The sequence below is a fragment of the Janthinobacterium sp. GW823-FHT03B06 genome, assembly GCF_058796955.1.
Window position 1 is genome coordinate 115,014 of record NZ_JBXAJE010000002.1, and the last position, 16,795, is coordinate 131,808.

12 protein-coding genes and 2 tRNA genes are annotated in these 16,795 nt (G+C 61.3%); 2 read left to right on the top strand and 12 right to left on the bottom strand.

Going from position 1 to position 16,795, the window contains the following annotated elements:
- Positions 1-7: 7 nt before the first annotated feature.
- The gene (gene fdnG, locus AC1RBA_RS06395; RefSeq protein ID WP_492417298.1) at positions 8-3,079 is read right to left on the bottom strand and encodes a formate dehydrogenase-N subunit alpha; all 3,072 of its coding nucleotides are present in this window, start codon (positions 3,077-3,079) and stop codon (positions 8-10) included.
- A gap of 284 nt (positions 3,080-3,363) precedes the next feature.
- Positions 3,364-5,514 (bottom strand): TonB-dependent receptor, encoded by a 2,151-nt coding sequence (locus AC1RBA_RS06400; RefSeq protein WP_492417300.1) that lies wholly within the window; start codon positions 5,512-5,514, stop codon positions 3,364-3,366.
- A 382-nt stretch (positions 5,515-5,896) separates the two neighbouring features.
- On the opposite strand from AC1RBA_RS06400, the gene AC1RBA_RS06405 reads away from it, so the two are divergent.
- Complete coding sequence (locus tag AC1RBA_RS06405; protein WP_070222325.1) at positions 5,897-7,603, top strand: methyl-accepting chemotaxis protein; 1,707 nt, start codon at positions 5,897-5,899, stop codon at positions 7,601-7,603.
- A gap of 25 nt (positions 7,604-7,628) precedes the next feature.
- Here the strand turns inward: AC1RBA_RS06405 and AC1RBA_RS06410 are convergent, their stop codons facing one another.
- Positions 7,629-8,081, bottom strand: coding sequence for a hypothetical protein (locus AC1RBA_RS06410; protein ID WP_070311973.1), 453 nt, complete (start codon positions 8,079-8,081; stop codon positions 7,629-7,631).
- Positions 8,082-8,150: 69 nt separating this feature from the next.
- Positions 8,151-9,638, bottom strand: a complete 1,488-nt coding sequence (locus tag AC1RBA_RS06415) for a SulP family inorganic anion transporter (RefSeq protein WP_492417303.1) — start codon at positions 9,636-9,638, stop codon at positions 8,151-8,153.
- A 452-nt stretch (positions 9,639-10,090) separates the two neighbouring features.
- Between AC1RBA_RS06415 and AC1RBA_RS06420 the strand changes: the two genes are divergently transcribed.
- Positions 10,091-10,645 carry an inclusion body family protein gene (locus AC1RBA_RS06420; RefSeq protein WP_070222332.1) on the top strand — a complete coding sequence of 185 codons (555 nt, stop codon included), beginning with the start codon at positions 10,091-10,093 and terminating at the stop codon, positions 10,643-10,645.
- Between the two features lie 129 nt (positions 10,646-10,774).
- Here AC1RBA_RS06420 and AC1RBA_RS06425 read toward each other — a convergent pair.
- The 8 genes from AC1RBA_RS06425 to era form a co-directional block, all read right to left on the bottom strand.
- Positions 10,775-10,848 (bottom strand) — tRNA-Cys (locus AC1RBA_RS06425).
- Between the two features lie 42 nt (positions 10,849-10,890).
- Positions 10,891-10,966: transfer RNA gene (locus AC1RBA_RS06430), tRNA-Gly, on the bottom strand.
- Between the two features lie 162 nt (positions 10,967-11,128).
- Positions 11,129-11,713 carry a CDP-diacylglycerol--glycerol-3-phosphate 3-phosphatidyltransferase gene (pgsA, locus tag AC1RBA_RS06435; RefSeq protein ID WP_034749601.1) on the bottom strand — a complete coding sequence of 195 codons (585 nt, stop codon included), beginning with the start codon at positions 11,711-11,713 and terminating at the stop codon, positions 11,129-11,131.
- Positions 11,714-11,839: 126 nt separating this feature from the next.
- Complete coding sequence (gene uvrC, locus AC1RBA_RS06440; RefSeq protein ID WP_099411204.1) at positions 11,840-13,720, bottom strand: excinuclease ABC subunit UvrC; 1,881 nt, start codon at positions 13,718-13,720, stop codon at positions 11,840-11,842.
- Between the two features lie 93 nt (positions 13,721-13,813).
- Positions 13,814-14,209 carry a holo-ACP synthase gene (gene acpS / locus AC1RBA_RS06445; protein ID WP_070223854.1) on the bottom strand — a complete coding sequence of 132 codons (396 nt, stop codon included), beginning with the start codon at positions 14,207-14,209 and terminating at the stop codon, positions 13,814-13,816.
- A 21-nt stretch (positions 14,210-14,230) separates the two neighbouring features.
- Positions 14,231-14,992: a pyridoxine 5'-phosphate synthase gene (gene pdxJ, locus AC1RBA_RS06450; RefSeq protein ID WP_070223856.1), complete on the bottom strand. Its 762-nt coding sequence runs from the start codon at positions 14,990-14,992 to the stop codon at positions 14,231-14,233.
- Positions 14,993-15,027: 35 nt separating this feature from the next.
- Positions 15,028-15,864, bottom strand: a complete 837-nt coding sequence (gene recO, locus AC1RBA_RS06455; RefSeq protein WP_070223858.1) for a DNA repair protein RecO — start codon at positions 15,862-15,864, stop codon at positions 15,028-15,030.
- A 28-nt stretch (positions 15,865-15,892) separates the two neighbouring features.
- Positions 15,893-16,795, bottom strand: a complete 903-nt coding sequence (gene era, locus AC1RBA_RS06460) for a GTPase Era (protein ID WP_034749612.1) — start codon at positions 16,793-16,795, stop codon at positions 15,893-15,895.

Sequence of the window (16,795 nt, forward strand, 5' to 3'; positions counted from 1 at the left end):
GCTCCCATCATGCTTTTTCCACCTTCACGAGGAAGGACTTGAATTCCGGCGTTTGCGAATTCGCATCCCCCACGCCCGGCGTCAGGGTGTTGATCAGATACCCCGGCTTGGCCACGCCCGTAAAGCCCCAGTGCAGCGGCAGGCCCACGGTATGCACCGGCTTGCCTTCGATCATCAAAGCCTTGATGCGCTTGGTGACGACGGCCTTGGCGATGATGTGCCCGCGCTTGGAACTGACGCGCACTTCGCCACCAGCCACGACGCCGATGCTCTTGGCCAGCTCTTCGCCGATTTCGACGAATTGCTGCGGCTGGATGATGGCGTTCAGGCGCGCATGCTTGGTCCAGTAATGGAAATGCTCGGTCAAACGGTAGCTGGTCGCCACATGTGGATATTCCTCATGCGTGCCGAACATCTTCCGGTCATCGGCGAACACGCGCGCGGCCGGATTGCTGGTCGCCTGCGGGTTTTTCGGATGCATGGGGTTGTAGCCCAGCGGATTTTCGAACGGCTCGTAATGTTCGGGGAACGGTCCTTCGGCCATGGCGCCGCGCGCAAAGAAGCGCGCCACGCCCTCGCCCAGCATGATGAACGGCCCCATGCCGTTTTCCGGCGGTTCGTCGACCTTGAAGTCGGGAATGTCGGCCCCGCTCCAGTTCGTGCCATTCCATTCGATCAACTTGCGGGTCGGATCGAAGGCCTTGCCCTTCAAGTCGCACGAGGCGCGGTTGTACAGCACGCGGCGGTTGGCCGGCCACGCCCAGGCCCAGCCCAACGTCTGGCCGATGCCGGTCGGGTCGCTATTGTCGCGCCGTCCCATCTGGTTGCCCGCCTGCGTCCAGCTGCCGGCGAAGATCCAGCAACCGCTGGTGGTCGTGCCATCGTCGCGCAATTGCGCAAACGAGGCCAGCTGCTCGCCCTTTTTCACCAGCAGCTTGGTCGGGTCTTTCGGATCGTACAAGTCGGCCAGCGCCTTGCCGTTGAATTCGCGGGCGATTTCTTCCGGCTGCGGGTTATGCGGCTGCGCATAATTCCACGTCAGGTTGACGATAGGATCGGGGAACTTGCCGCCCTCTTTCTTGTACATGCTGCGCATGCGCAAGAACAGGCCCGACATGATCTCCAGGTCGCTGCGCGCCTGGCCCGGCGGTTCGGCTGCCTGCCAGTGCCACTGCAGCACGCGCGAGGAACTGACCAGCGAACCGCGCTCTTCGGCGAAGCAGCTGGTTGGCAAGCGGAACACTTCCGTCATGATCTTGGTGGGATCGACTTCGTGGTATTGCCCGTGCGCCTTCCAGAATTCGCCCGTTTCCACGGCCAGCGGATCCATGATGACGAGGAACTTCAGCTTGGCCAGCGCTTCCGTGACCTTCTGCTTGTTCGGCGCGGACGCCAGCACATTGAAGCCCTGGCAGATATAACCCGTCATCTTGCCTTGGTGCATGTTCTCGATGGCTTGCATCAAGTCATACGGTTTGTCGAGTTTCGGCAGGTAGTCGAAGGCGTAGTTGTTGTCCGCGGTGGCGAAGTCGCCCCACCACGTCTTCATGAAGCTGACGTGGAATTTGCGGTAATTGCTCCAATAGCTGAGCTGGTTCGGCCGCAGCGGCTTGGTGGCGCGCGCGGCGATGTAACCGTCGAAATCCTGCTCGGCTTCGTTCGGCAAGGTCATGTAACCTGGCAACAGGTTCGACATCAGGCCCAGGTCGGTCAGACCCTGGATGTTCGAGTGGCCGCGCAAGGCGTTCATGCCGCCGCCCGCGATACCCATGTTACCCAGCAGCAACTGCACCATGGCGCCCGTGCGGATGGTTTGTGCGCCCGTCGAGTGGTGCGTCCAGCCCAGCGCGTACAGGATGGTACCGGCGCGCCCAGGCACGGCGGTCGAAGCCAAAGCTTCCGCCACCTTGTGGAACTTGTCGGCCGACACGCCGCACGTACGCTCGACCATCTCGGTCGTGTAACGCGCGTAGTGCTTCTTCATCATCTGGTAGACGCAGCGCGGGTGTTCCAGGGTCGGGTCGACCTTGGCGTAGCCGTCGTCGCCGATCTCGTAATCCCAGGTGGCCTTGTCGGTGTACTTGCCTTTTTCCTTGTCGAAACCCGAGAACAGGCCGTCCTCGAACGCATAGTCTTCGCGCACGATGAAAGGCATGTCCGTGTAGTTGCGCACGTACTCATGCTGGATCTTGTCGTTCGTCAGCAGATAATTGATGATCGCGCCGAGGAAGACGATGTCCGTGCCGGTACGCGTGGCGCAGTAGTAATCTGCCACGGATGCGGTACGGGTAAAACGCGGATCGACAACGATCAGCTTGGCCTTGTTATGCGCCTTCGCTTCCGTGACCCATTTGAATCCGCAAGGATGTGCTTCTGCTGCATTGCCGCCCATGACCAGGATCACGTCGGCATTCTTGATATCGACCCAATGATTCGTCATCGCGCCACGGCCAAACGTCGGGGCAAGACCTGCCACCGTCGGTCCGTGTCATACACGCGCCTGATTATCAAAGGTCAGCATCCCCATGCTGCGCACTGTCTTGTGGGTCAGATACCCGACCTCGTTGCTGCCGGCGGACGCGGCAAGCATGCCGGTGGAGAGCCAGCGGTTGACGGTCTTGCCGTCGGCATTCTTTTCGATCAGGTTGGCGTCGCGGTCATCCTTCATCAGGCGCGCGATCTTGTCGAGCGCCACATCCCAGGAGATCGGTTGCCATTCCGTGCCGCCCGGTGCGCGGTATTCGGGCACTTTCAGGCGGTTCGGGCTGTGGATGAAGTCGACCAGGCTGGCGCCTTTCGGGCACAGCGTGCCGCGGTTCACCGGGTGATCGGCATCGCCTTCCACGTGGATGATGCTGGAGACGGCGTTTTTCGCGCCATCGCCCAGGCCATACAGCAGGACGCCGCAGCCAACGGAACAGTAAGGACAGGTATTGCGGGTCTCGGTCGTGCGAGCCAGCTTGTATTGCCGTACCTCTGCCAACGCCTGCCCCGGCGCGAAACCGAGCAAGGCGAGGCTGGAGCCAGCAATCGTGGCGCCAGTGACCCGAAGGAACTGGCGCCTGGATATCTGAACCATATCAGACCTCTATGATGTGAGTAAATAAAAAGTCATACGGCGTCATGACAGTGTCATATCCATAAGATATAAGCACCATGCCTGTGCCGTATGAGGCGTATTTTACCCCTCAAAGGCAATCAAGGCTCAGTCCGCCGGAAAAAATTGCACATAGTCAACATTATTTTATTGGTACCGAATAGTTCCTCTAAACAATACCAGCCTGCCCATGCTGCGCCCGCCATGAAAAAAAACCCGCTCAGTGAGCGGGTTTTTTATGGATGGGACCGAACTTGCAAGCTAATTTACAGGCTGTAACGCAAGGTCAACGCCACGTTGCGCGGCGCGCCCGGCAAGCTCAGGTTCGGGCTGGAACCATGGCCTGACACAATGTAGCGCGTGTCGCCGATATTGTTGATGTTCAGCTGCACTTCATAGCGGCCCGTGCGGTAGGCAGCCATGGCGTCGGCCGTCACGTAGCCCGGCAGCACGACCGTGTTGCCCGGATTGGCGAAGCGGCTGCCGACGGCATTCGCGCCGCCGCCCACCGTGAAGCCGTGGCCCAGGTCTTTCGTCAGCCACAGGTTGGCCATGTTGCGCGCCGTCAGGGTGGCGCGCTTGCCTTTGATGGCCACCGAACTGGCCGTCGTCGTGCCCGGCGCATTCACGCTGCGGTCGACGGCGATGGAATCGGTGATGGTGGCGTCCAGGTAAGCATAACCGGCCATCATTTTCCAGCCGTCATGCAAGTCCGCGTTGAAGGTCAGTTCCAAACCATCCGTGCGCTGCGTGCCGACGGGCACGATGCGGTTCGTGATCGGGTCGCTGGTCTTGATGTTGTCGCGTTCCAGACGGAACAGCGACACGGTGGCGTTGGCGCGGCCGCCCCACAGGTCGTACTTGGCGCCCACTTCCGTGTTGCGCGTGGTTTCCGGCGCCAGGTCGGCATTGTTGGCGGCCAGGGCGAAATTCTCGCCGCTGGGCTGGAACGAGCGGCTCCACGACGCGTAGTACGATTGCGCCGCGCCCGGTTGCCAGACGAGGCCGGCGCGGGGGCTGTAGGCCGAATCCGTGCGCGACAGGTTGGCCGTCGTTACGCCAAGCGCATTGGCCAGGCGCGACTGCTGCTTGTAGCGGTCATAGCGCAAGCCGGCCAGCGCCTTCCACTCGTCGCTGAAGCTGATGGCGTCCTGCACGTAGGCGGCGGCCGTGTCGTAGGTGCCGAAGGTATCGCCGCGCGCGCCCAGCTTGCTGCGGTTGACCACAGGCAGGACGGGATGGAAGATCGAGACATTCGTCGCCACCACGGTCGAGGCCCAGCTCGACGCATCCTTGTTCTGCTTGCCGAACTCGGCGCCGTACAGCACTTCGTGGCGCAGGCCGCCCGTGACCAGCTTTTGCGTCAGTTCCGTCTGGTTGAACCAGCCGCTCTCGTCGCGGTTGAGCTTGGCATGACCGAGGCTCATCGTGCCTTTGACCTCGTTGACGTTGCCGGAAATATTCGTGTTGTTGCGGTCCAGGTGGTAATCGTAATAGCGGAAGGCATTGCGCAGCGACAAGGTATCGCTGAACTTGTGCGTCAGGGTGGCGACCGTGGAGACCACGCGCGACTGGCTGAAGTCCGCATCGCGGGCATTCGCGGCGCCATAATAAGTGCCCGCATCGACGGCGACGGGGCGGCCCTGGTAAGACGGGATGCCGAAGTCCGTCAGGCGGCGGTCTTCCAGGTAGTCGCCCTGCAGCAGCAGTTTCGTCGCGTTTGAGAGGCGGATGGCCACGGATGGCGCCAGCGCCGTGCGGTTGATGAATTGCTGCTCGCGGTAGCTGTCCGACAATTCGCGCGCGCCCGTGAAGCGCCAGTCCACCGTCTCGCCGACACGGCCCACGTCGACTTCGCCGCGGCGCCCTGCCGTATTGGTCAGGCTCAGGGCCACGTCCGTGATATCGATGCCGGGCTTCTTGGTGATGCGGTTCACCAGGCCGCCCGAGGAACCGCGGCCGTACAGCACGGCGGCCGGTCCCTTGATCACTTCCAGGCGCTCGACGTTCGACAGGTCGCGGAAATACAGCGCGTCATCGCGGAAGCCGTCGACGAACTGGTCGCCGATGGCCGTGAAGCCGCGGATGAACACCTGGTCGCGCTGGCCGTCGCCCGTGGACAGGCCCACGCCAGGGATGTTCTTCATGATGTCCTGGATCGACATGGCGTTCTGGTCGCGGATGACGGCGGCCGGCACCACGTTGATCGTTTGCGGCACGTCGCGCAGGGCCACTTCCGTCTTGGTGCCGCTGGCGGAGGTGGCGGCGACATAGCCATCCTTGTCCTTCGATGCCGTCACGGTGACGGCGGGCAAGCTTTCCTGCGCCCAGGCCGCCAATGGCGTGGCGCCCAAGGTCAAGGCGCCCAGTACGGCGATGGTGATCGGTTTACATCCTGGCTTGCGACGTTGCTGCATACAATTCCCTGGTCGATGTTTTAATACGAATGATTATCATTAGTATTTTATCAGGCGAACATGTATAAAGTAAGCGTTTCTGTAAGTGATAGTACTTATGGACTAGGTACTTGATGTAAAAACACAACAGGAAATCAATATCAAAAAATAATTAAAATTGCCGTAAGAAACTATTTCTCTGCGTCAATGCTATACTTGCGGCTTGCTGGGCAACGGTCAGCCTGACCGGCATGCCCCCTGTTTCACCTCCAACGCCACGCTCAGCGCGGCGCGCCGCACAGCCATCACGCGGCACCCGAAGACCCCGATCCCCTGCGCCTCGCGGCGCCTGTCCGCCCCTGCTGGCGGCGGCGATCATGACTATTAAACTGTTAGGAATTACATGAAAAACCTGAACATCGGCAGCCGCCTTGGCGTCGGCTTTGCTGTCGTATTGCTGTTGCTTGCCGCCTTGACCATCACCGCCCTCGTGCGCATGCAAACGGCCAGCGACCTGACTTACCGCCTGATCAATACCAGCATCAAGAACCAGCGCATGGTGGCCGAATGGTCGAAGATCATTGAACTCAACAGCGTGCGCGGCGTCGCCTCGTTCGAAATTACCGATCCTGTCGTGCGCGCCAAGATCGAGGACGACTTGAAAGTCGATGCGGAGCGTTCCAGCAAGCTGCAGGACGACATCGTCGCGTCCCTGCTCAACCCTGCCGTGATCGAGCAATTCAAGGTCGTGCGCAAGGTACGCACCGATTACGTGACGACGCGCGCGCGCGCCTTCAAGATGAAGGCCGACGGCGACATGGCAGGCGCCAAGATCGTGTTCGACAAGGAAGTCGCGCCCATCACCGTGGCCTATCTGGCCGAAGTGAAGCGCTTCGCCAACATGCAGATCAAGGCCGCCGACGGCGTCGGCGCCAGCATCATCGAAGCGTACAGCAGCACGCGCATCTTCCTGATCACCATGGGCGTGCTGGCCGTGCTGATGGGCATCGGTTTTGCGTGGTGGATCACGCGCTCGATCACCGGCCCCATCCGCGACGCCGTGAAAGTGGCGGAAACCGTGGCAGCAGGCGACCTGAGCAGCACCATTACGGCACAGGGCCGCGATGAAACGGCCCAGCTGATGCATGCGCTGAAAACCATGAACGACAGCCTCGTCGGCATCGTGGGCCAGGTGCGCAGCGGCACCGACACCATCGCCACGGCATCGGCGGAAATCGCCGCCGGCAACCAGGACCTGTCCTCGCGCACGGAACAGCAAGCCAGTTCGCTGGAAGAAACCGCCTCGTCAATGGAAGAATTGACGTCGACCGTGAAACAGAATGCCGACAACGCGCGCCAGGCGAATAAGCTGGCCGGCGACGCGGCCGGCATCGCCAGCCGCGGCGGCGCCGTGGTGGCCGAAGTGGTCGCCACCATGGGCGAGATCAATACCTCGTCGAAGAAAATCGTCGACATCATCTCCGTCATCGACGGCATCGCCTTCCAGACCAACATCCTGGCCTTGAACGCGGCCGTGGAAGCGGCGCGCGCCGGCGAACAGGGACGCGGCTTCGCCGTCGTGGCAACCGAGGTGCGCAACCTGGCGCAGCGCTCGGCAGCGGCGGCGAAAGAGATCAAGGGCCTGATCGACGATTCCGTGCAAAAAGTCGACGTGGGCACGGATCTGGTCGACAAGGCCGGCAAGACGATGGAAGAAATCGTGCAAAGCATCGGCTTCGTCACCTCCATCATGAGCGAAATCAGCAACGCCAGCGAAGAGCAAAGCGCAGGCATCGAGCAAGTCAACCAGGCCATTTCGGAAATGGACCAGGTAACCCAGCAAAATGCGGCGCTGGTGGAAGAAGCGTCGGCAGCGGCCGAAGCGATGCAGGAACAGGCGAGCGAACTGGCGCAGGTGGTCAGCGTGTTCCGCCTCGATGCAAACGCTGCGGCCACCGACCGTTTCAGCGCCAAGGCGGCGCAGCGCAGCGCGCCGGCAACCCCGGCAGCGCCGGTCCGCAAGGCCTCCATCCCTGCCCTGCGCCTGCCCGCGACGCGCGCCAGCAGCAAGGCGAGCGCACCTGCCGAAGGCGAGTGGGAAGAGTTTTAAATCTGCTGCAGCAAGCCGCGCGCCATCAAGCCGCGCGCGCTTGCGCTGTGGCGATCAGTGCCGCCAGCTCGCGCGGCGCGGATTGCCCCAGAAATTCCAGCGCCAGCGCCTCGGGATCGATGGCGGCCTCCGCCGGCAAGCCATGCTCGAAACCACCCACCATGGTGCGGCAGAAATGCGGCGATTCGGCCCGCGTTTCCACATACCAGCAACCCGCATGACCCTGCACAAAGTATTCGCCGATAAAGTAGCCGAGCATGGTTTTCACCCATTGCCAGCTCTCGTCGCGGATGACGATGGTGCGCATGGCCGCATCGATGTACGGCAGGTACTCGGCCGCATTGGTCAGCACTTCGTGCGCGGGCTGGATGCCCAGGCGCTCGACAAAATTCACTAGCGACGCGCCCAGCGCGTCATAGTAGGCATCAAAAGCCGTTTGGCTTTGCTGCAATAATTGTTCTTGTTCGTACGACAGCATTCACACTCCACAGACATTCAACAATTCCGCCCATCCCGAGAAATCGGGCGGAGCAGACTTTCCCCTATTTTACGCCACGCTCACATCGACGCCCGCGCGCTGCAGCAAGGCCTGGTTGCGGGCGGACAGATGCGTCACCTGCAGGTGCTTGCCCGCCTTGTCGTAGCGCTCGTACAAGGCTTCGATGGCCGCGACGGCCGAGTGGTCGGCCATGTGCAGATGCCGGCAATCGAGGATGACGCGGACCGGATCACCGGCCGGCTGGAACAGTTCCAGGAAATGCGTGGTCGAGGCGAAGAACAGCGTGCCGTGCGGCAGGTACACGCGCACGCCCGAGCTGCCATCATCGATGTCGGCGCGCATGTCGCGCGCATGTTGCCAGGCAAAATTCAAGGCGGCAATCACGATGCCGCACAGCACGGCCATCGCCAGGTCCGTGAACACGGTGATCACCGTCACGGCGACGATCACCAGCGCATCCTGCAACGGCACCTTGCCCAGCACGCGCAAGGAACCCCAGGCAAACGTCTGCTGCGCCACGACGAACATCACGCCGACCAGCGCAGCCAGCGGGATGCGCTCGATCAGCGGCGACAGGAACAGGATGAACAATAAAATCATCACGCCGGCCGTCACGCCCGACAGGCGCGAGCGGCCGCCCGAGCTTAGGTTGATCATCGTCTGCCCGATCATGGCGCAGCCGCCCATGCCGCCAAACAGCCCCGACACGACATTCGAAGCGCCGAGCGCGATGCATTCGCGGTTCGGCTGGCCCCGCGTTTCCGTTATCTCATCGGTGAGATTAAAGGTGAGCAAGGTTTCCAGCAAGCCCACCATGGCCATCAGCGCCGCATACGGGAAGATGATGTGCAAGGTCGCCATATCCAGCGGCACGGCGGGCCAATGCAGGGCTGGCAAGCCACCGGCGATATGCGCGAGGTCGCCCAGGGTGCGCGTGGGCAGATGCAGGAAATGGCTGAGCACGCCCACGCCCAGGATGGCCACCAGCGCGGGCGGCACGGCTTTTGTCAGGCGCGGCAACACGTAGACGATGGCCATGGTGAGCAGCACCAGCGCGCCCATCACATACAGGGGCGTGCCTTGCAGCCAGGTTTCGCCCTGCGGCGTGGCCTGGCGAAAGTGTTCGAGCTGGGCCATGGCGATGACGATGGCCAGGCCATTCACAAAGCCCAGCATCACGGGATGGGGCACCATGCGGATCAGCTTACCCAGGCGCAAGAGGCCAAACAGCGCCATGATGATGCCGCTCAGCACCACAGTCGCCAGCAGATATTGCACGCCATGCTGGGCCACCAGTGCCACGATGACGACGGCCATGGAACCGGCCGCGCCCGAAATCATGCCGGGACGCCCGCCAAAGATGGCCGTCAATGCGCAGATGATGAAGGCGCCATACAGGCCCATCAGGGGATTCAACTGTGCCACCAGGGCAAAGGCGATGCATTCGGGCACCAGGGCGAACGAGGTGGTCAGGCCCGCCAGGATATTTTTTTGTATGCTCGAGAACCACTCTTCCCGAAAACTTGCGTTGATCATTGATTCACATCCAGGGTCGGAACAGGGAAATGCGCGTCCAATGGACAGCCATCGGGAGCAACCATGCAGGCAGGCTTCGCGGGGGCGCCGCGACTAGCTTTAACGAAGAGGGAAATCGTCAGCGACTACATGGGGATGGCGAAAAGGGAAAGATTCACCAGCGCACCATGGGGTGCGGCTGAGCCTGCAGACATTATACAAGATGCGGCCGGGCCGGATGGTCGGGACCGCGGCACGCAGACGCGGGCAGGAAAATAATGTTTCCAGCAGCTGTATTTACAAAATAAAAATAATTTAAATGGAATATTTTTAAATAATACTGCTGTTTCAATTGGATAGTATCTATGCAATTTTCTCCATTATTCTACACAGCAGCGGTGGAGACTGCTTACCACATTAAAAAACGGGGCGTATCCGAAAAGCCAGACGAGTAGGAAAACCGAGGAGGAATCATGACCGACGCGCAATTATATGCCAGCAATATTACAATCAACATTCTCGTTGTAATAGACACCGATCTGATTATGGCTCAGCATCCGCGTCAGACCGCCCCTGATCAGAGCAAGCCCGTGGGCCTGGCGCATACCAGCCAGTACATGATTGCCACCGACCCGCGCGGCATCAATAGCGGACAAGGCTCTGCCGACCTGAGTTTCAGGGCCAACGTGGGCGACTATGTCTCGTTCACCGGCGCTTCCATCTATGACAACGCCGATTCGGCCGTCATTGTGTATGGCATCAATTACTGGAATGGCGACAAGGTCTTCAATACCTTTGTCTCCAATACCATTACCCGCAGAAATGCGGTCATGCCGAATTCGGATTCCTCGAATGGTTTGCCGGCAATACAGCAACCGCGCAATTTTTCTAATTTCACGGCGCAGGTATCCAAATCCGGCACGGAAAATTTCTATGTCTATATTGCCGTATATAGCCTGAATGACGATGGCCAGACGCAAAGCCTGTATGGTTATTTTTATTGGGATCCACAGATTACTGTCGGTTAGTCATTTCCCGGAAATCAAATAAACTGAAGCCCTGTATTTAATTGCAGCCGACGCCGTTCAGCCGCATAGGCAAAAAAAAGCCCACCGAAGTGGGCTTTTTTATCTGCGCGTCAATCACTGCGCTGCATCTGGAGGCGAGGACGGGAATCGAACCCGTCTAAACGGCTTTGCAGGCCGCTGCATAACCTCTTTGCTACCTCGCCAGAGGAACTGCTTGGATGCGCCTTGCGGCCCACCTTGAAAACTGGAGCGGGAGAAGAGTCTCGAACTCTCGACCTCAACCTTGGCAAGGTTGCGCTCTACCAACTGAGCTACTCCCGCGTCATCAACAACAGGCCAGCATTATAGAGGGATTACAGGGGCTGTCAACGGGCAATATCTGGTCTTTTGCAAAATATTTGGGGTCAGACCCTTTGGGTCTGACCCCAGCTCTTGCGTTTGGGTTAAAAAGACGCCAGCCCAATGCTATCGGCGTCCATCACCTCAATGCAAGTTGCCCGCTTTTTCCTTGATGAGCGGCCATGCCAGGCGCAAGTAATAGAACATCGACCACACCGTCAGCACGCAGGCGATCCACAGCAGCTTCTCGCCCCACACATGGGTGTCGATCGCGCCGAAGATCACTTCGTGGTACAGCAGCAAGGGAATGGCCGTCATTTGCGCGGCCGTCTTGATCTTGCCGATCGAGCTGACGGCCACCGATTTCGACGCGCCGATCTGCGCCATCCATTCGCGCAAGGCGGAAATCGTGATTTCACGGCCGATGATGATGAAGGCCAGCACGGCATTGACACGGTCCAGCTGCACCAGCACCAGCAAGGCGCCCGCCACCATCAGTTTGTCGGCGACCGGGTCGAGGAAGGCGCCGAAGGCGGACGTCTGGTTCCAGCGCCGCGCAAGGAAACCATCGAACCAGTCGGTCACGGCCGCAACGATGAAGACCAGGGTGGCAACGAGGTTCTGGTCGCCATGCAGCAGCATCGACGGCGGCAGGTAAAACACGCCGACGACGAGCGGGATCAGGGCCACGCGCAGCCAGGTCAAAAGGATGGGAATATTAAAAGGCATAAGAGAGCAATCGGCCGACGGGTAAATTGAACATGAAGAAAGCGTGAAGAAAGCGCCACTAGTCTACATGGCCCGGCAACATTAGCCTAGTCCGGTTGCCGCAGCGCCGGACCAGGCCCCCATCCATTAATGCAGCTGCTTGTAGATCTCTTCCGCCAGCTGCGTGGAAATCCCCTCCACCGACATCAGATCCTCGACGCTGGCGTCGACCACGCCGCGCAAGCCGCCAAAGCGCGACAGCAGTTTCTGGCGGCGCTTGGCGCCGATGCCTTCGATCTCTTCCAGGCGCGACGTCTGGCGCGTCTTGGCCCGCTTGGCGCGCATGCCGGTAATGGCAAAGCGGTGTGCCTCGTCGCGGATTTGCGCGATCAGCATCAGCGCCGCCGATTCCTTGCCCAGTTCCTGCGCCGCGCGGCCATCGACGAACAGCAGGGTTTCCAGGCCCACCTTGCGCCCTTCCCCCTTGGCCACGCCGACAATCAAGCTGATATCGAGTCCCAGCTCGGCGAACACCTGGCGCGCCATTTCGATCTGGCCCTTGCCGCCGTCGATCAGCACCACGTCGGGCATCACGCCGTCGCCATTGGCCACCTTCTCGTAGCGGCGCATCAAGACCTGGCGCATGGCCGCGTAATCGTCGCCGGGCGTGATGTCGTTGATGTTGTAGCGCCGGTATTCGCCATTCTGCATGGCGTGATGATGGAACACCACGCACGAGGCCTGCGTCGCTTCGCCCTGCGTGTGGCTGATGTCGAAACACTCGACGCGCAGGCTGTCCAGGTCTTCCGTTTCCAGGCGCAGCGCCTCGGCCAGCGCCCGCGTGCGCGACTGCTGCGAGCCCTGCTCGGACAACAATCGCGCCAGCGAAATCCCGGCGCCCTTCTGCGCCATTTCCAGCCACTGGCGACGCTGCCCCTGCGGCTGGAAGATCAGGTTGATGCGGTGGCCGCACTGCTCCATCAACGCCACCATCAGGGCCGGCTGGTCGAATTCGATATTCAGGATCAAGGTGCCGGGAATGAATTTTTCCGTGTAGTGCTGGGCCAGGAAGGCGGCCAGCACTTCCACCTCGATCGGCTCTTCGGCAATCGCCGCCGCATCGCTGAGCTGGCTGGGGAAATAGGCGCGGTCGCCCAGGTGGCGCCCGCCCCGCACCATGGCCAGGTTGACGCAGGCGCGCCCGCCCTGCACCAGCACGGCGATGATGTCGACGTCGGCGTCGCCCGTCGTTTCCATGCTTTGCTGGTGCAGCACGCGCGACAGCGAGGCGATCTGGTTGCGCACCACCACGGCTTGCTCGAATTTCAGCTCGGCGGCAAACGCGTGCATCTTCTTTTCCAGGTCGGCCATCACTTCGCTCTGACGCCCGCGCAGGAAGCGCGCCGCGTTTTCCACGTCGTTTTTATAGTCTTCCTTGCTGATCAGGTCCACGCACGGCGCGCTGCAGCGGCCGATCTGGTGCAGCAGGCAGGGCCGCGTGCGGTTCGCATACACGCTGTCCTCGCAGGTGCGGATGAGAAAAACCTTTTGCAGGATCTGCATCGATTCCTTGACGGCCCAGGAACTGGGGAACGGCCCGAAATACTGGTTTTTCTTGTCCACCGCGCCCCGGTAATACACCATGCGCGGCGCATCGCCATTGGTGATTTTCAGATACGGATACGATTTATCATCGCGGAACAGGATGTTGTAGCGCGGCTGCAGCGCCTTGATCAGGTTGTTTTCCAGGATCAGCGCTTCCGCCTCGCTGTGCGTGACCGTCGTTTCCAGGCGCGCGATGCGCTCGACCATCATGGCGATGCGGGGGCTGGCCAGGTTTTTCTGGAAATAGCTGGACACGCGTTTTTTCAGGTCGCGCGCCTTGCCGACGTACAGCACCTTGTCGGCGGCGTCGAAATAGCGGTACACGCCGGGCAGGTTCGGCAGCTTGGCGACGGTGGCCAGCACCTGCGCGCGCGGGTCGGGCGGCGTTTCCGTGGAATTGAGGTCGGGTATTGCTTCGGTCATTGCTGGCTCTTAAATGGGGTCAGACCCGCCGGGGGAATACGTCCCAGTGGGACGCATTCCGATCGAAAAGACTGACCCCAGCAGTCGTCTGCATTACGGCGCTTGCTCCACAATCACAAACGCCACGGCATACTCTTCTTCATCGCTGATCGTCACTTGCGCGCTCAGGCGATTCTTTTCCATGAAGTCGGCCAGCACGCCGCTGCAGACGATCATCGGCTTGCCGCTGGGGTGGTTCAGCATTTGCGCGGCGGGCCACGTCATCGGCATGCGCAGGCCCAGGCCGATGGCCTTGGAAAACGCTTCCTTGGCCGCAAAACGGGTGGCGAGAAAACGCACGCCGCGCACGGCGTTCTTGGCGCTGCGGGCGCGGAACTTGTCCAGCTCCTGCGGTCCCAGTATCTTTTTGGCGAAACGCTCGCCGTGGCGCGCCAGGGCCGCCTCGATGCGGGGAATCTTGCAGATATCGGTGCCGATGCCGTAGATCATGGCGCTCTCCCTTGTGCGCGCTTATGCTTTGCCAGCGAGGCGCGTCGCCACCATGATGGCCTTCATTTCGCGCACGGCGTTTTCCCAGCCGACAAACACGGCATGGGCGACGATGGCGTGGCCGATGTTCAGTTCGGCAATATCGGGAATCGCGGCAATCGCCTGCACATTGGTGTAATGCAAGCCGTGGCCCGCATTGACCTTCAAGCCGCGGCCCACGCCGAACAGCACGCCCGCCTTGATGCGCTCCAGCTCCGCCAGCTGTTCCGCGCCCTCGGTATCGGCGTAGCGCCCTGTGTGCAGCTCGATCACGGGCGCACCCAGTTCAGCGGCGGCGGCGATCTGCTGCTCGTCGGCATCGATGAACAGGCTCACGCGGATGCCCTCGCCCTGCAATTGTTTGACGGCAGCCTGCACTTCCTTGAAGTAGCGCACCACGTCCAGGCCCCCTTCCGTCGTCACTTCCGTGCGTTTTTCCGGCACCAGGCACACGTCGGCCGGGCGGATGCCGCAGGCGAAGTCGATCATTTCCTGCGTCACGGCCGCTTCCAGGTTCATGCGCGTGAGCAACTGCGGCGCGATGGCGATCACGTCCGCATCCTTGATGTGGCGGCGGTCTTCGCGCAAATGCAGGGTGATGGCGTCGGCGCCCGCCTGTTCGGCCAGCAGGGCCGCGCGGATCGGGTCCGGATACGCGGTGCCGCGCGCATTGCGCAAGGTGGCCACGTGGTCGATGTTGACGCCCAGGTCGATGACGGGGCCGGCAGGCTGCAAAAAGCTCATAGTGATGGTATCCGTAAAGTGCTGTAGCGCAACCGCTACAACTGCATTAAATCGATCAGTATCTGGCGCGTGTTCAAGGTGGCGCCCCCCAGTTGATGGGCCAGCAAAAAGCGCATCAGCAGCTTGCTTTGCGCCTGCGTGGCCACGTCAAGGTAATCTTCGCGCTCCATGTCGAGCAGGGTCTTGCCCGTGATCTTGGGCCAGGCGTCGGCGGCGCGCGCCGGGCGCGGTCCCCGTTCCGGGTCGACCACGTACACCTGCCCCGCTTCGACGGCCTGGCGCGTGCCCGTGCAGCGCGTCAAGTCGGCCGCCACGCCCGTTTCCTTGAGCAGCGCGCGCTCGAACTTGCGCAGCACGATGGGCGGCGGCTCATTGTGCGCCAGTTGATTCAAGGTGGCAACGTAGTGGTCGAACAGCACGGGATGCGGATCGTCGCGCGCCAGCAATTTCACCAGCAATTCGTTCAGATAGAAGCCGCACAGCAGGGCCGTCTTTTCCAGCGGCAGCATGCCGCCCACCCATTCCGCGCCCGTCAGGATGCGCAGCTCGGACTTGCCCGTCCAGCCCGCCTGCAGCGGCTGGAACGTCTGCAGCACGCCGCGCAACTGCGAATGGGGCCGCTTGGCGCCCTTGGCGACGAGCGCGATGCGGCCGTACTCGCGCGTAAACACGTCGACGATGAGGCTGGTTTCTTTATGCGGATAGCTGTGCAGCACGAAGGCTGGCTGGCCCGTGATGCGGCCGTCGCGCGCGGGCGGACGGCTGCGCCGGGGTGCTGCGGAAGGTGCGGCCGGCGGCGCGATGGCCGCCGGCGCGGGGACAACGGGTGAGGCTGGCGCGGGATCGTGCAGCGCTGGCGTGGTGGTGCTCATGCGTGTGGTGTCGCCCCCGGGTTGCGGATTACTCGTAGCCGTAGGCGCGCAAGCCCGCCTCGTTGTCGGCCCAGCCCGACTTGACCTTGACCCAGATTTCCAGGTACACGGGGCCGCCGAACAGTTTTTCCATATCCAGGCGGGCCTGGGTGGAGACTTCCTTCAGGCGCGCGCCCTTGTTGCCGATGATCATGGATTTATGCGTATCGCGCTCGACCAGGATGGCGGCGAACACGCGGCGCAAATCGCCTTCCTGCTCGAATTTCTCGATCAGCACGGTGCTCGTGTACGGCAATTCGTCGCCGACGAAGCGGAACAGTTTTTCGCGCACGATTTCCGAGGCGAGGAATTTCTCGCTGCGGTCCGTGATGTCGTCCGGGCCAAAGATGGGCTGGTTTTCCGGCAAGAAGCGCTTGATCTCGTTCTGCAAGCCTTCCAGCTGGAAATGCAGCTTGGCGGACACAGGAACGATGGCGGCGAAGTCGCGCATGGCGGCGATCTTTTGCGCGAACGGCAGCAGCACGGCCTTGTCCTTGACCCTGTCCGATTTATTGATGACGAGGATGCACGGCACTTCCTTCGGCAGCAGGTCCATCACTTGCTGGTCGGCCGGGCCGAACGTGCCCGCCTCGATCACGTACAGGATCACGTCCGAGGAAATCAGCGTGTTCGTGACGGTCTTGTTCAGCGTCTTGTTCAGCGCGTTCGAGTGGCGCGTCTGGAAGCCGGGCGTGTCGACGTAGATGAATTGCGCGTCCGGCACCGTCTGGATGCCCGTGATGCGGTGGCGCGTGGTTTGCGCCTTGCGCGAAGTGATGCTGACCTTCGCGCCGATCAGCACGTTCATCAGGGTCGATTTGCCCACGTTGGGGCGGCCCACGATGGCGATATAGCCACAGCGGAAGTTGTCGGGCATTTTGGTGGCTGTCAT

Bases quoted from the DNA above. Each gene is read 5' to 3' on its own strand.
- AC1RBA_RS06400 (WP_492417300.1), bottom strand. From the start codon at position 5,514: ATGCAGCAACGTCGCAAGCCAGGATGTAAACCGATCACCATCGCCGTA.
- AC1RBA_RS06405 (WP_070222325.1), top strand. From the start codon at position 5,897: ATGAAAAACCTGAACATCGGCAGCCGCCTTGGCGTCGGCTTTGCTGTC.
- AC1RBA_RS06410 (WP_070311973.1), bottom strand. From the start codon at position 8,081: ATGCTGTCGTACGAACAAGAACAATTATTGCAGCAAAGCCAAACGGCT.
- AC1RBA_RS06415 (WP_492417303.1), bottom strand. From the start codon at position 9,638: ATGATCAACGCAAGTTTTCGGGAAGAGTGGTTCTCGAGCATACAAAAA.
- AC1RBA_RS06420 (WP_070222332.1), top strand. From the start codon at position 10,091: ATGACCGACGCGCAATTATATGCCAGCAATATTACAATCAACATTCTC.
- pgsA (WP_034749601.1), bottom strand. From the start codon at position 11,713: ATGCCTTTTAATATTCCCATCCTTTTGACCTGGCTGCGCGTGGCCCTG.
- uvrC (WP_099411204.1), bottom strand. From the start codon at position 13,720: ATGACCGAAGCAATACCCGACCTCAATTCCACGGAAACGCCGCCCGAC.
- acpS (WP_070223854.1), bottom strand. From the start codon at position 14,209: ATGATCTACGGCATCGGCACCGATATCTGCAAGATTCCCCGCATCGAG.
- pdxJ (WP_070223856.1), bottom strand. From the start codon at position 14,992: ATGAGCTTTTTGCAGCCTGCCGGCCCCGTCATCGACCTGGGCGTCAAC.
- recO (WP_070223858.1), bottom strand. From the start codon at position 15,864: ATGAGCACCACCACGCCAGCGCTGCACGATCCCGCGCCAGCCTCACCC.
- era (WP_034749612.1), bottom strand. From the start codon at position 16,795: ATGACAGCCACCAAAATGCCCGACAACTTCCGCTGTGGCTATATCGCC.